10 protein-coding genes and 1 pseudogene are annotated in these 14,800 nt (G+C 47.0%); 2 read left to right on the forward strand and 9 right to left on the reverse strand.

What is annotated here, in order from left to right; genetic code table 11:
* Positions 1-36: 36 nt before the first annotated feature.
* Positions 37-1,272: pseudogene (locus NL645_RS00395) on the forward strand (IS4 family transposase); the annotation flags it as partial.
* 151 nt (positions 1,273-1,423) lie between these two features.
* On the opposite strand, the gene NL645_RS00400 reads toward NL645_RS00395, so the two are convergent.
* The 5 genes from NL645_RS00400 to NL645_RS00420 all read right to left on the reverse strand — a co-directional run bounded on the left by NL645_RS00400 (position 1,424) and on the right by NL645_RS00420 (position 8,504).
* Entirely contained in the window at positions 1,424-1,678 is a 255-nt protein-coding gene (locus NL645_RS00400; protein ID WP_046875806.1) for a hypothetical protein, read from the reverse strand.
* 185 nt (positions 1,679-1,863) lie between these two features.
* A complete protein-coding gene (locus NL645_RS00405) occupies positions 1,864-3,366 on the reverse strand; it encodes an efflux transporter outer membrane subunit (RefSeq protein WP_253650944.1) in 1,503 nt (500 codons plus the stop codon).
* Complete coding sequence (locus NL645_RS00410) at positions 3,363-6,425, reverse strand: efflux RND transporter permease subunit (RefSeq protein ID WP_253650945.1); 3,063 nt, start codon at positions 6,423-6,425, stop codon at positions 3,363-3,365. The genes NL645_RS00405 and NL645_RS00410 overlap by 4 nt, the downstream gene beginning before the upstream one ends.
* Positions 6,426-6,435: 10 nt before the next feature.
* Positions 6,436-7,518 (reverse strand): efflux RND transporter periplasmic adaptor subunit, encoded by a 1,083-nt coding sequence (locus tag NL645_RS00415; protein WP_053807626.1) that lies wholly within the window; start codon positions 7,516-7,518, stop codon positions 6,436-6,438.
* Between the two features lie 104 nt (positions 7,519-7,622).
* The gene (locus NL645_RS00420) at positions 7,623-8,504 is read right to left on the reverse strand and encodes a LysR family transcriptional regulator (protein ID WP_253650946.1); all 882 of its coding nucleotides are present in this window, start codon (positions 8,502-8,504) and stop codon (positions 7,623-7,625) included.
* A gap of 112 nt (positions 8,505-8,616) precedes the next feature.
* Between NL645_RS00420 and NL645_RS00425 the strand changes: the two genes are divergently transcribed.
* Positions 8,617-8,976, forward strand: a complete 360-nt coding sequence (locus tag NL645_RS00425) for a DUF6559 family protein (protein WP_048624761.1) — start codon at positions 8,617-8,619, stop codon at positions 8,974-8,976.
* Positions 8,977-9,054: 78 nt separating this feature from the next.
* On the opposite strand, the gene tyrS is transcribed toward NL645_RS00425, so the two are convergent.
* From tyrS to ppsA, 4 genes are all read right to left on the reverse strand, one after another.
* Positions 9,055-10,314 carry a tyrosine--tRNA ligase gene (gene tyrS, locus NL645_RS00430; protein ID WP_253650947.1) on the reverse strand — a complete coding sequence of 420 codons (1,260 nt, stop codon included), beginning with the start codon at positions 10,312-10,314 and terminating at the stop codon, positions 9,055-9,057.
* 82 nt (positions 10,315-10,396) lie between these two features.
* On the reverse strand, positions 10,397-11,203 hold the full coding sequence (locus NL645_RS00435; protein ID WP_046876144.1) for a response regulator transcription factor: 807 nt from the start codon (positions 11,201-11,203) through the stop codon (positions 10,397-10,399).
* Positions 11,204-11,450: 247 nt separating this feature from the next.
* A complete protein-coding gene (locus NL645_RS00440; RefSeq protein WP_253650948.1) occupies positions 11,451-12,230 on the reverse strand; it encodes a hypothetical protein in 780 nt (259 codons plus the stop codon).
* Positions 12,231-12,400: 170 nt separating this feature from the next.
* Positions 12,401-14,773 (reverse strand): phosphoenolpyruvate synthase, encoded by a 2,373-nt coding sequence (gene ppsA / locus NL645_RS00445; protein ID WP_006741382.1) that lies wholly within the window; start codon positions 14,771-14,773, stop codon positions 12,401-12,403.
* Between the last annotated feature and the right edge of the window lie 27 nt (positions 14,774-14,800).

Genomic DNA, 14,800 nt, shown 5'->3' on the forward strand with positions numbered 1-14,800 from the left:
TGTAAAAATCCGATAGACTACGTTTATCGGATTTTTATGCACGTTTCCCAAGCCCTAAACATCATCAAACCAAATCAAGTTGAGATTCTCGCAGATCTCCTGCCAATTGAACTCATCAATAGTGCTTATGAGCTGACTGACACCGTTACTCTAAGAAAACGAAAGCTAATTTTAGAGTCGATGTTGTGGTTACTGGTTGGCATGGCTATCTATAACGATAAATCCATGGCAGATATTGTAAACATGCTCGATATTGCTTACCGCACATGTAAGCCATTTGTTGTTCCAAGTGCATTACCACAGCGAAGAAAAAATTCTCGGAGAATCAGCCGCTAAAGCGCTCTTTGAGTGTACGCAGCGTCATTGGTTCGCTCAGGCTAACTTGCCGAATTGGAATGGTGAGGTTACTCTGCGTCGATGGGGTTTTATGGCGAGCAGAAGACTCGAAAGACAATGCTGAAGCGTTTGCTAAGCCCACGAATAAGGATGGCCAAGAGACGCAGTATCCACAGTTACATATGGTATGTCAGATGGAATTGAGCAGTCATTTGATCACAGGCAGTGCATTCGACTGCTATACCGTGAACGAAATGAAGTTAGCCTAGCAACTTATAGAGACGACCCCCCAATAAAAGCCTAACGCTCTTCGACAAAGGTTTTTACTCCCTTGGTTTGCTTCAAGCATGGAGCTCGAAAGGCATCAATCGACATTGGCTTATCCCGATGAAAAAGGACTAACTTATGAAATTGTTCAGTCTCTAGGCAGAAAAGATAAACTGATAAAACTGAAGAGTAATCCGCAAGCGCGTAAGAAGTGGCCAGAGCTAGAACAAGAAGTAGTTGTACGCTTAATCACAAGAGTCAAAGATGGCAAGTAATACGATGTTCTCACCTCAATGCTTGATCCTATGCTCTACCCAAAGTCAGGTATCGTAGGCTTATATGGGTATCGTTGGGAAATTGAACTCTGCTACCGTGAGCAAAAACAGTACATGCTTGGTAACCGACTCACGCTTCGAAGTCGGACTCCCTGAATTAGTGAAGCAAGAACTCTGGGGAATACTACTGACCTATAACTTGGTCTGGTATCAAATGGTGCAGATGTGTAATAAGTTGAATGGAGATTACTTGCCAGATCAACTTAGCTTCAATGGAGCATTAGCTCACATCATACGCCTGATAGTGGGACTTCCATACTCGTCACCAGGAGCCATACCGAGACAACTTCAAAACTTTTACGCAATGAGTGGGAGTTTAATATTGGAGCCTAGGTGAGAAAGATTCTGTCCTAGAGTAGTGAAGAATAAGCCAAGTCGATATCTTAGAAAAACAATGCCGATCGCCTTAAGTGAACGGCATTAGGGCCTTTGCTCCCTTTTTAGTTATCAAGTATCCGTTATTAAGCTCAGGTTGAGACAGAAGTTTATTTAAGTTTCTGATGAATACGGTAGCCAACAACAAAACCTATGTAGAATAGCGCTGCGAGAGTAAGCATTGCCGTAGCGTACGCCAGTAGGCTGTTTAACCCTAAACCAAAAGCCAGAGTGAAGGCGATACCATGAATGGCCTCCGCAGGGATTCGGTACCAAGCAGCGTGGACGGAAGATCCGAAGAGGATAAAGGTACTAAGTAAGACAATCGTGCCGCCTATAAAGCCGACCCATCTGCTGTTGTTCATGTTGTAATCTCAGGTGTTACCTAGGTAACGTAACAAAATATTTCAGAGCCTGTATTATACAACCGAGAGAGGGTATAGGTGGTAGAAATATTTGCCTCACAAACTAAGAGGCCATCTAAGTGGCCTCTTTTTAACCGATTTAACGGCATCCGTTATGACGCAAAGGTGTGAGGCTTGTAAGAAACCTAACCTTTGGCATTCGTGTCGGGTTGTGCTTCTGGTTGTAGCGTCCAATCACCACCAAGCGATTTGTAGAGCGCAATCGTAGCGCGTGCGGTTTGTAACTTTGCCGCGACTCGCTGATCTTGCATCATGCGTTGCTGACGTTGCGCGTCCAAAACCGACAAATGATCAATCAAGCCAGCGCGGTAAAGTGACTTAGCTTTGTTGACGGCGTTATTGGTGGCTTTCAATGCCTCATCGATTCGGCGCTGATTTTCTTGGCTGCGGCCATAAGTAAACAGCGTGGATTCGGTTTCTGCCAAAGCCGCCTCTACCGTATGTTGATAAGACAATGTCGCCGAATCAAAACGCGCTTGGTTGATGGCTTCAATCGCTTCGCCACGACCCCCATCGAACAAGTTCCAGCTTACGCCTGCCGCACCCATCCAACCGAAAGAATCGCTACTGAAGAGATCGTCAAAGCTTGACGCCGACAACCCCGGAGCGCCCGTCAAAAAGAACTTCGGATATTGATCAGCAACGCTTGCTGCTAACTCTTCATTGAGCGCGGCCATTTCGCGCTCGGCTAAGCGAATATCGGTACGACGCTTCAACAGATCGGAAGGTAAACCGACCGGCACCATGTCTTGCATGACAGGTACACTATGTTGCTTAGACAGACGGATTTCGACTTGCGTTAGCGGCTCGCCAAGCAGCACCGCTAAACGATGTTTGTGCGCTTGTTGTGCAATCTCTAACTGCGGAACGAGCGATTCCATCGCCGCAAGCGTGGCCTTCGCTTGGGCTAAATCGAGATCAGAACCGTAGCCGCTGCGCACGACTTTCTCGACGAGATCAAGTGTGCGTCGTTGATCTTCTAAGTTCGACTTTGCTAACTCAAGGCGCTCGCTTGCGCCTTGGTATTGCAAGTAATTGTGAATCAAATCCGCTGTGATCACCGTGTTCAAGCCGCTTTGATAGATCTGAGCTTGTTCGAGACGAATTTGCGCCGCGTTCGCTTGGCGGTCAATGCGCCCAAACAGATCAACTTCCCAAGCGATACTCGCGCCTGCAAATACGCCATCGTGTTGATTATCCATTAGGGTGACGTTACCAATTTGAGGTGGTAGACCCGGCACGGCATCACTGAGTGGATTCAATATCGGACCGAGTGAAGAGTCATTTTTACTGAACTGATAGTTCATGTAACCCGCACCGAGATTAATTGTCGGTACTTTGAATGACTCCACCATGGTTTTATAGTTGTTGGCCATTTTCACCCGCTCGGCCGCCACTTTCAGCGGAATGTTTTGGCTCTGCATGTCTTGAACCATTTGATTCAACACTGGATCGTGAAACTTAGTCCACCAAAACTCAACGTGTTGTGAATCGGTACTCAACCCTGCATTTTCGGCGTTCAAGTAGGTTTCTGCCATGCTGGTGGTCGGTGCTTGGTAGTCTGGCCCCACTGCACAGCCCGCTAAACTTAGGGCTAGAACGACAGGCGTTAGAATGAATTTTTTCACGATGACGCCTCCTCTAGCTCAGCGTTGGTTTGTATGGATGGTGCTTTTTCTTTATAAGCAAGGCGATACAGTGCCGGCATGACAAACAGTGACAATATGGTTGCGGCCGCCAAGCCTCCGATGATGGTTGCCGCCATTTGGTCAAACAGCAGATCTGACAGCAGCGGTATCATGCCGAGAGCGGTCGTTAACGCACCCATAGAAATAGCCATAGTACGGTTGACCGTGGCTTCTTTGATGGCGTCAGACAAGCTCATGCCATTTGCGCGTTCGAGCTCAATTTGATCCATTAGTACGATGCCATTTTTGATGATCATCCCGGTCAGAGTGATGGCTCCGATCAGTGCCATAAAGCCAAATGGTTTATCGAATCCAAGCAGAGCAAACACGGCCCCTGATGCTGCCAGTGGTAGCGTTGCGAGGATGATGATTGGCTGCTTAAAGCCGTTGAACATCGCGACTAGGATGATCACCATGATCAGCATTGCTTTTGGTTGCTGCTTCATGATGTCGGTGACCGCTTTGTCTTCATCGTAATATTCGCCGCCCCATTCCATGCTGTAACCCGCCGGAAGTTGGATAGCTTCAACCTGATCTTTAATGGCATTTCTTACGTTCGCTGGTGTGGAGTCTCGGCTCACACCCGCTTGAACCGTGATGGTTTTCACGCGGTCTCGTCGCCAAATCATGCTCTCTTCGGTGACCAGTTCGAATCCATCCACCACTTGACCAAGCGGAACGCTGTTAAAGCCAAGTAGCGAGCGCACAGGTAGCGTTTCTAGTGACGCCATGTTTTGCGATGTGCCACGTAACTGAATTGGAATCAGCTCATCATTCAGGTTCATTTGTCCGAGCGGCATGCCGTCTGATGCACGTTTTAGCGCGAAAGCGACATCGGCGCGGTTAATGCCTGCTTGACGCATTTTGTCTTGGTTTAGAATCGGCTTGAGCACTTTGCTTTCTTGGCGCCAATCATCGCGAATGTATTTTGCATCAGGGTTTGAAGCAAAAATCGTTTTCGCTACCGCCGCTAGTTGATGTAATACGGTTTCATCCGGACCAGAAAAACGCACCTCAACCGCGAACTTATCTTTGGTTGCCAGCTTCAGCGCTCGGAAGCGAGGTTCGGCATCCGGAAACGCCTCTTCCAGCCAATCATCACCACGCGTTACTAAGTGACTGATACTCTCGTAGTCTTTGGTGTTGATCAGAATCTGCCCGTAGGCAGGGTCGAGCGGCTCAGGTTCTACCGTTACCGAAAAGCGCGGTGCACTGGTGCCGACATAGCTAGAGATACTTTCCACTTCTGGCTGTGCGACCAACCATTCTTCAACTTTGCGCATGTCTGCCGAGGTTTGTTCTATCTTGGCACCATTGGGTAGCCAGTAATCGAGAAATACAATTGAGCGATCCGACTGAGGAATAAAGTTCACGGCCACATACGGGATTGCCACGGCGGTGATTAAAATCAGCGGAACCAAAGCGGCTAATGCTTTACGCGGGTTGTCCACCGTCCAGAATACCAACTGTTTATAACGGCTCGGTTTGGTCTCTTCTCTGTTAGCTTTTGGCTTGATGAACATCCACGCCATTAATACCGTAAACGTCATCGCGACGATCCATGAAAGCAACAGTGACGATGCCACAATGTAGAACACAGAGCTCGCAAACTCGGCGGAGTCGGTTTTGGAGAACAACACTGGGCTTGCGCCCATAATCGCGATGATTGTTGCGCCTAAAAGTGGCACAGCGGTTTCTTTGACCGAATCAATCGCGGCGCGAGTTCGCTCGATACCTTTGTTGAGCTTGGCGATCATCATATCGGTGATCACAATGGCGTTATCCACCAACATGCCCAGTGCGAGAATAAACGTACCTAGCGAGACACGGTGTAAATCGATGCTGGCGATGTTCATGTATACAAGCGTGAGCAAAATCGTCAGGAGCAAGCTTGCGCCAACGATGGTTGCACTCTTAAAGCCCATGAAAACCAACAACACCACAAAAACAATCGCGACACTTTCAAGCAGGTTGCCAACAAAGTCGTCGATAGACTTTTGTACTTCTTCAGGTTGATAAGCAACGGTCGAGATGTCGACACCCAGCGGCAGTGTTGCTTGGTAGTTAGCGATGATGTCTTGAATCGTATCGCCAAGTGACACCACGTTAATGCCTTGAACTGGGCTCACCGCCAAGGTGACAGCGGGCTCTCCGTTGTAGCGGTTTTCTGCCAATGCTGGTGTTTGATAACCCATGGTGATGTCGGCGATGTCACCAAGACGAATCAACCCCGAGCCAAACTCTGCGGTGCCACCATTGATGATTAAATTGCGAATGTCTTCTAGAGACTGAAACTCACTGGTTTGCGCAATACGAATACGCTCTGTACCTGCATCGAATTTTCCCGCTTCGAACGTGCTGTTTTGTGTGCTCAGTTGGTTCCAAACTTGTGCGATCGACAAACCATATTGAGCCAAGCGCTCGTCTGGCATATCGATATGTACAACGCGAGGTTGAACGCCGTGTAGCTCGATCTTTTTGATGCCGTCGACGGCTTTGATTTGGCGTTGCAGCTCTTCGGCGTAGCGACGCAACTCTTCTGGCGCAGCATCTGTGCTGTGGATAGAGAAAAGCATGCCGTAGACTTCAGAGAACTCGTCTTGTACTACGCTGATCTGCGCGCTGGAAGGCAGCTGCAGTTTTACATCGTCCACTTTGCGTCTCAATAAGTCCCATTCCTGCGGAAGTGCTTTGGAATTAAGGCTCTCTTTGAGGTCAACAAAGACCATAGATAAACCGGGGCGAGACAATGAGCGCAAGCGATCTAACTCCGCCATTTCCTGCAATTTGGTTTCCACGGTATCGGTGACTTGGTGTTCGACTTCTTCGGCAGATGCACCCGGATAAAGGGTCACGACTACCGCAGTTTTTACCGTAAAGCTCGGGTCTTCCAACTTGCCTAAGTCGAAGTAAGAATAGATGCCAGCGATCACGCTCAATACGATAAAGAACAGAACGAACTTACGTTGGCGAATCGCGAATTCAGCTAAATTGATCATGGATTCGCACCTACAACGTCTTGATGGTCAGGTTTGGGGCGGCATCGCCCTCGCTCAGATAATGGCTACCGCTGATCACCACGTAATCGCCTTGCTCAAAACTTCCGGTCACACACGCTTGGTATGCGTCGATAGAGTCAAGATTGACCGGCTCTGAATGAATAACCGCATCACGAACCACATTCACGTGCAGAGTTTGTTTCTCACCCAAAATTGCAGAGTAAGGAAAGCAATGGCTTGAGTGACTGGTGTTGAGCGCGGTGTTTACCGTGACTGCTTTACCGTTGAATAGCGCACTGGAAATCGAATCGATGTCTAGCGTGACGGTATAGGTTTGTTTGAGCAGGTGCTTTTTCGGCGCGATTTCTGCCACGGTTGCTCGGTAGGATTGCTCCGAATCATACCAAGTCAACGATGCTGGCTGACCTAGTGCGAATTGCGCAATCATATTTTCCGGCACGTCGATGTCGACTTCCCAGCTGCCTTCTTGCTGAATTGACACAACACTGCCGCCCGGCAAGGTTTGCTCATGTGGATCAACAGAAACGTCGGCAACAATGCCAGTGAATGGCGCACGTAGAGTGGTGTAACGTAGGGCATCTTTTGCACGTTGGATGTTTTTCTCAACCACTTTGACAGCAGAGAGGCTACGCTCGTAGCTGCTGATGGCTCGGTCTAAGTTTACGCTGGCAATGGCATCATCAGAAGTCGCTTGTTTTACGCGCTTTAACTCGGCTTTCGCGAGTTTGTGTGCTGATTGTGCTTCTAACATACGTGCTTGTAATTCTTCTAATGAGACTTGGTAGTCGTGCTTGTCCAGCGTGGCAATGACTTGGCCTTTTTCTACCAAGCTGCCTTTATTTACGAACACGCTTTCCACGGTGCCAGGTACACGAAAAGAGAGTGAGGCGGTTTCTTTTGCTTTTACGATCCCGCTGAATGATTTGTTGAGTTCTTCATTCCTTTCGTTGACTTCAATTACTTGAACGGGTCTGGATGAGCTTGGCTCCTCAACCTGGGGTTGAGCTTGATTACAGCCGAGTAGAGAGAGCGCGATAGTGCTCAGCGCAGCGGTTTTGATTTGATGATTCATAAGATGGCTCCATAATTTCGGCGCCATCTTATAATTCACAGATGTTCAGATAATCATGCGTACGCATGATTCAATGTCACAAAATTTATGACAATAAATGTAAACTACAAAAGTTTTGGTATTTTATTGCACAAGTGTTCAATAAGTAATCGACTAGCTTGGTTCAGCGTTTTCGGCTTAGGGTAGAGCAACCACCCCGTTTCTTCTGTGACGGCATATTGAGACAATACTTGCACCAATGCACCGGATTCGAGCTCATTTTTTACCAACAGTTTTGGGATATAACTAATGCCGCGGTCAAGCACTGTGGAGCTTTTGATAAAGCCGATGTTGTTGGAAATGAGTTTCGGTTTGAGCGCTACGTTTTGTTCCTGAAAATGCCAAAGGTTGTCGACATTGCCATTTGGCCAACGAAAACAAATGCACTGATGATCGCTCAACGCTTCTAATGTGGCGGGTGTGCCGTGAGTTTGAAGATAGTTCGGTGAGGCAACGACACATCGGTCTAGCGTTAAGATCTTTCTCGCGACAATGTCTGAATCAAACAGTATGCCGCCGTGCAGCGCGATGTCCAACCCCTGCTGAAACATATCAATAAAGCCATTGTTGATATTGCGAATGTCGAGCTCAACCTGCGGGTATTGATCCTGAAATTCAAACAAAATGGGTTGAAGAGGTTCATAGGTTTCTGGCAGAAGGCCAAGTTTGATTTTGCCTCTGACCTCGATGCTTTCGTTACTGGCTTGCTGGTTTGCCGAATCAAGTAAGGTGAGCACTTTTTGCAGATCTTGGTAGTAGGCATCGCCTTTGTTTGTCAGCGAAAGGCTGCGAGTGGTGCGGTGAAAAAGTTGCGTTCCGAGGTAACGTTCCAGTTCTCCAATGCGTCGGCTAACATTTGCTCGTGGCAAATCCAAAGCATTGGCTGCCGCTGTAAAGCTGCCAAGTTGGACGACTTTGGTGAACAGTTTTAGATCGTCAATTTTCACTCTTGAACTCCATACTCTTTGAGCGCCGTACTAAACCCTGACACTCTAGAGTATTGATGTGTGGTATACAAAACTTATTATTAATTATCGAAATATAAATAAGGGCTTCAACATGTTGAGATTTATACAACGTCGCCGCATTAAGAAAGTGATTAAGCTAATGAGTACCAGATTGGTGGTGGGATACGGCAGTCGTGAGTACTTTTCCGTCGGTCAGGTAAAGACGAGCACCAGTGAGTTAAGCACGTGCCAACAAAAAATTGCGTTGGCGTTGTACGCGAATCCGCAAGATCTTGATTTGGAAAATCAACCAGAGTTGCAAGCCATCCGCTCTGATGTGGCGAATGACTTCTTTTCTGGTGCCGATTATACCGCTCAAGATGTGCTTAATTTATTCGGTGCTGGTGGCTGGAAAGGCGGCCGAATGGAAGATGGAATGTCTCATCATTTTGGTATGCACAGCCGATACTAGAGCGAGCTAACCTTATAAAGTCTTGTCAGTTAACTCGCTATATCACTTTGCCTTGTGAGGTGTCACTCCGATGCTTTGTTAAGCGGTACGCTTTACGAGGCAGAAGTGCTTTTTACCGCGTTGTAGTAACCAGTATTGGTCAAACAGTGGGAAGCTTAAACTCGGGTTATCAGCCGACACTTTTTCACCGTTTACACTGATGGCGTTGTTGCTGATGTGTTCGCGTGCAACACGTTTCGAGCTTGCTAAGCCCGACTCAATCAACAGCTCAACCAAATCTTGTTGTGCGCTCTCAATGCTTGGTAAACCATCCAACTCCAATTGTTTTAATTCACTCAAACTCAGTTGTTGCACATTACCGCTGAATAAAGCTTGCGTGATGCGTTCGGCACTGGCTAGACCTTCTTCGCCATGAACAAATCGCGTCATTTCCTCAGCGAGAATACGTTGTGCTTGCGGCTTGCCTTGGCTTGCTTGGTCTTGCGCTTCAATGCTGGCAATTTCTTCGCAGCTCAAGAACGTGTAGTAACGCAAGAAGTGGTAAACGTCGGCGTCTTCTGCGCCAAGCCAGAACTGGTAGAAGGCGTAAGGCGAGGTTTTGCTAGGATCTAGCCATACTGCGCCGCCTTCGGTTTTGCCAAATTTGGTGCCATCGGATTTGGTGATCAGCGGCAGAGTTAAGCCAAATACTTGCTCACCATTTTGGCGACGAGTTAAATCGATCCCGCTGACGATGTTTCCCCATTGGTCATTGCCACCGATTTGCAGACGGCAACCGTATTGACGGTTTAGCTCGGCAAAATCGTACGATTGCAGCAGAGCGTAGCTAAATTCGGTGAAGGAGATACCTTGGTCAGGTCGTTGCAGGCGTTGTTTTACCGATTCTCGGTTGATCATGGTATTGATCGAGAAGTGCTTACCCACATCACGGAAGAAGTCGATGACGTTGATCGCTTTCATCCAGTCAGCATTGTTCACCATGATCATTGGCTTGGTCAGTTGGTGATTCATCAACTGCTGAATTTGATTAGAAAGATCGTTAACCCAACCTGAGACGATTTCTGAAGAATTCAGGCTGCGCTCGGTCGCTTTAAAGCTCGGGTCGCCAATCATGCCCGTTGCACCGCCAATCAAGGCAACAGCTTGGTGTCCGGCATCTTGAAAGCGCTTAAGCATGATCAAAGGCACAAGGTGGCCGATGTGCAAGCTGCCAGCTGTAGGATCGAAGCCGCAGTAAACGGTTTGTGGCCGTGAGAGAAGTGTCTGAATTTCTTCCAAATCGCTGGCCTGCGCAATCAAGCCACGATCTTGTAAATCTTGCAGTAATGGTGTCGTCATTCTTTTTGTCTGTCTTATTGGTTGTTGTATTCAGACTAAAACGCGACACATTTTGTCGATATATCCCTTAAGGGACAGTTTTTTATCTTGAATGGAGAATAAGGTGATTGAGGAAAAGCTGGAATAACTCACTCAATGAAGACACATTTAACTGCGAGTAAATGCGTTTTCGATGATTTTTGACCGTGCCTTGCACTAAGTGTAACCGCGCGGCAATTTCTTTGGTGTCAAACCCTTGAGCGAGAAGTGAAGCCACCTCTTGCTCGCGACGAGTGAGTGATTCTACGCCAAATGTTGCTAAAGCTTGCTCAATGGCTAATCGCATACTGCCAGAATAAGCACTCTGGGCAAAAACAGGCTCAGAAAAGGTAAACTCCGTTTGTTTCCAGTGCTGTTGACAAAGCGATTGAATTATCGGGAAGTAGGGCTTTAATTTATTGATTTGCTGTTGAGAAAAGTATTTTCCATCATTCATATACCCGAAGTACAACATGACCCAACGGCCAGGTTCGACTTCGACTAGCATGCTCAGTTCGTCTTTCCACCCTGTCTGATGGTAGAACTGTTCGCAGTAGGAAGTAAAATCAACGCCTTTGCGTGCTACGTCTTTGAGCGTAAATACGCCTTGTTGCTTTGTCTCGTTTAGTTTGAGAAAAAAAGGGTCATTTTGAAATGAGTCAGTAAGGTAGCGTTGAAAAAGTAACTCTCGCTCGTTCTCAATCGAGTCGTAGAGATAGATAGGATGTTTACCTTCTCGATAACCTAAAATAACCGCGCAATCAAAATGAAAAAGAGTGCGAATGACACGCATAAGCTTAGGAGTAAAGTTAGGCGTATTAAGAGCAGAAATTGCTTCTGCCAGCAGATTATTAAAGTTATTGTCAGGCATGGGATACCGAATCGCAGATGGTTTTGGGCAAGCATAACGAAAAGCCATCCAACGAGAAAGGGAAGTCACCATCTTCTGGTGACTTCCCATGAGAAAGTTGCACAAGTACTCAGTTTTGAGGAGTCATAGCTACGTTAACTTATTGATAAGGGTGCACAAGTACTCAGTTTTGAGGAGTCATAGCTACGTTAACTTATTGATAAGGGTGCATAACAACCGTTCTATTTAAGCGATTAGTTGCTATGCGTTACTGCGAGTTGGTGAGCTCTTCGTTAACCCAATATTTAGAACCAGACACGTTGGCATCGATGAGCAAGCCTTTTGCATTCAACTGATAAACGGCGACGCCACTGTTAAATTGCTTTGAAAGTTGCTCAGAATCTTCGCCAGCTACAGCAGAGGCTTCACTGGTCGCTTCCCATCCTTCGTTGACGAAAGTGTCAAAGTCTTCTTTGCTCTCAAACAGAATCACTTGTTGGTAAAACTTGCCGCCAGCCCCAAGTGCGACGCCCAAACCAAACATATTCATATAAGTGCGTTTTTCTGTTTCCTTATTGACAGCGACACCTGACCCTGAGTTGGTGTGAAACAATAAAGACAATTTACGAGAATCAAAGACCGCGTAGCCGTAAGCGTTGTCGTAAATGGCTTTGGCCTCTGGCTTTTCATTAAACAACTTGAGCAAAGCACTATCCGCCATTAAGTCTACGGCTTGGCGAGCTTCTTCTGGCGTGTCGCCTTCCATCAGTTCATCAATTTTCTTGTCGGCTGCATCTATCCATTCTTTGCTTTTCTCGATACTAGCTTCTGTCCACTCGCCCGCGGTATTGATTGCTTCCTCGGACCAGTTCGTGAAATCTTGCCACGCTTGTTTTGAAAACGCTTTGGTATCGTCCCAAGCATCTTGGGCAGTATCAGAAACTGCGTCGCCAAGCTCAGACATTTTATTGGAAATTTCATCCCAATCGGCATAAGCAGGGGATGACAGGAGCATCAATGTAGTAAGGAGTGCGATAGACTTTTTCATCAAATTCTCTCTGGAGTTGTCGATACATCATTCATTCTAGGTCATCAGACTTTGATAATGAAATTGACTAAATGGCGATCTTGAGAGAGGAATCACGAACTGATTGCGAAATGACGTATGAATAACAAAGCCCTCACAAGGGGAGTGTGAGGGCTTAAGTTTTTAGCGCGTTACTTGCTGCTAACTTTACCGAGCTGTAACCAAGTATCGATAACGGTGTCTGGGTTTAGTGAAACAGAGCTGATGCCTTGCTCCATCAACCATTCCGCCAAATCTTCATGATCTGATGGGCCCTGACCACAAATACCCACGTACTTGCCAGCTTTGGTTGCTGCGTCAATTGCCATTTTCAGCATGATTTTCACCGCCGCGTTACGCTCATCAAATAGGTGAGCAACGTCGCCAGAGTCACGGTCCAGACCAAGCGTTAGCTGAGTCATGTCGTTTGAACCAATCGAGAAGCCATCAAAGTACTTCAAGAACTCATCGGCAAGTACCGCGTTGGATGGCAGTTCACACATCATGATGACTTTAAGACCTTGGTCGCCACGGCGCAGATCAAACTTAGCTAGCAAATCAATCACTGAGGCAGCTTCGCTTGGTGTACGCACGAATGGAATCATGATTTCAACGTTTTTCAGACCCATTTCGTTACGAACGCGCTTGATAGCTTGAGTTTCTAACTCGAAGCAATCTTCAAACACTGGAGAAATGTAACGAGACGCACCACGGAAGCCAAGCATTGGGTTTTCTTCATGCGGTTCGTAGGCTTTACCACCAACCAAGTTGCTGTATTCGTTCGACTTAAAGTCAGACATACGAACGATGACGCGTTTTGGCCAGAAAGCAGAAGCGATAGTCGCGATGCCTTCAGTCAGTTTGCTTACGTAGAAATCGATAGGATCTTTGTAACCACGAATGCGCTGTTTGATTTCTGCTTTTAGCTCATCGCTTTGCGCATCAAAGTTAAGTAATGCTTTCGGGTGAATACCGATCATCTTGTTGATGATGAACTCTAGACGAGCAAGGCCAACACCTTCGTTTGGAATCTGAGCAAAGTCGAATGCGCGATCTGGGTTGCCCACATTCATCATCACTTTGGTCGGCAGCAGTGGCAGTTCATCAACAGAAGAGCGTTTTACATCAAACTCAAGTTCACCTTGGTAAACGTAACCCGTTTCGCCTTCTGCACAAGATACTGTTACTGTTGCGCCATCAGTCAGTTTGCTTGTCGCATCGCCACAGCCAACGATTGCAGGAATACCAAGTTCACGAGCAATGATTGCTGCGTGACAAGTACGTCCGCCACGGTTGGTAACAATAGCAGAAGCTTTCTTCATCACTGGTTCCCAGTCTGGGTCAGTCATGTCTGTAACTAACACATCACCTTCTTGAACCAATGACATTTGGTCCAGAGAATCAACCAAACGCACTGCACCTTTACCGATACGTTGACCGATTGCACGACCTTCAATCAAAACATCTGCTTTGTTTTGTAGCTCGTAGCGCTCAATCACGTTTTGTTCCGTTTGTGAACATACGGTTTCAGGACGCGCTTGAACAATGTACAGCTTGCCGTCGATGCCATCTTTTGCCCACTCAATGTCCATTGGACGCTGGTAGTGCTTCTCGATGATCATCGCTTGTTTGGCGAGCTCTTTGATCTCTTCGTCGTTCAGTGAGAACGTGTTGCGCTCTTCATCAGAAGTGTCAACGATATCAACTTGTTTGCCGATCTCTTGGTTGTCAGAGTAGATCATTTTGATCAACTTAGAACCAAATGTTTTCTTAACGATCGGGTGCTCACCTGCTTCAAGCATTGGCTTATGAACGTAGAATTCATCAGGGTTTACTGCGCCTTGAACGACCATTTCACCTAGGCCCCATGAAGAGGTGATGAAGACAACTTGGTCGAAACCAGACTCAGTATCAAGCGTAAACATTACACCCGAAGAAGCTTTGTCTGAACGCACCATACGTTGGATACCCGCAGATAGCGAGATACCACGGTGGTCGAAACCTTGGTGTACACGGTAAGAGATCGCACGGTCGTTAAATAGAGAAGCGTAAACGTGCTTAGTTGCTTCTAGTACTGCATCGATGCCTTTCACGTTCAAAAACGTTTCTTGCTGACCAGCAAAAGAAGCATCAGGCAGGTCTTCTGCCGTAGCAGACGAACGAACTGCGACTGAAAGCTCAGGGTTGCCTTCAATCAGTTCTTGGTAGTTTTCACGGATTTCTTGTTCAAGGTCCGCAGGGAAAGGGGCCTCTAATACCCATTGACGGATGGTTGCACCTGTCTTACGCAGAGCTTCCACATCCTCAACGTCTAGTTCATCAAGTAATTGGTGAATACGCTCATCCAAACCTTCGTGGTCAAGGAATTGGTTAAACGCGTATGAGGTTGTCGCAAAACCATTTGGTACAGAAACGCCTGCGTTCGCTAGGTTAGAAACCATTTCGCCAAGTGAAGCATTCTTACCGCCGACTTTGTCGACATCATCCATGGATAGGCCATTGAACCAGAGGGTGTTCTTTTGCATGTCTTTCTCCAGAAACATTGCAGCTTA

Origin of the sequence: Vibrio sp. Y51_MX_L26 (assembly GCF_024181935.1) — a bacterium.
GTDB lineage: Bacteria > Pseudomonadota > Gammaproteobacteria > Enterobacterales > Vibrionaceae > Vibrio > Vibrio diabolicus.

Bases quoted from the DNA above. Each gene is read 5' to 3' on its own strand.
- NL645_RS00400 (WP_046875806.1), bottom strand. From the start codon at position 1,678: ATGAACAACAGCAGATGGGTCGGCTTTATAGGCGGCACGATTGTCTTA.
- NL645_RS00410 (WP_253650945.1), bottom strand. From the start codon at position 6,425: ATGATCAATTTAGCTGAATTCGCGATTCGCCAACGTAAGTTCGTTCTG.
- NL645_RS00415 (WP_053807626.1), bottom strand. From the start codon at position 7,518: ATGAATCATCAAATCAAAACCGCTGCGCTGAGCACTATCGCGCTCTCT.
- NL645_RS00425 (WP_048624761.1), top strand. From the start codon at position 8,617: ATGTTGAGATTTATACAACGTCGCCGCATTAAGAAAGTGATTAAGCTA.
- tyrS (WP_253650947.1), bottom strand. From the start codon at position 10,314: ATGACGACACCATTACTGCAAGATTTACAAGATCGTGGCTTGATTGCG.
- NL645_RS00435 (WP_046876144.1), bottom strand. From the start codon at position 11,203: ATGCCTGACAATAACTTTAATAATCTGCTGGCAGAAGCAATTTCTGCT.
- NL645_RS00440 (WP_253650948.1), bottom strand. From the start codon at position 12,230: ATGAAAAAGTCTATCGCACTCCTTACTACATTGATGCTCCTGTCATCC.
- ppsA (WP_006741382.1), bottom strand. From the start codon at position 14,773: ATGCAAAAGAACACCCTCTGGTTCAATGGCCTATCCATGGATGATGTC.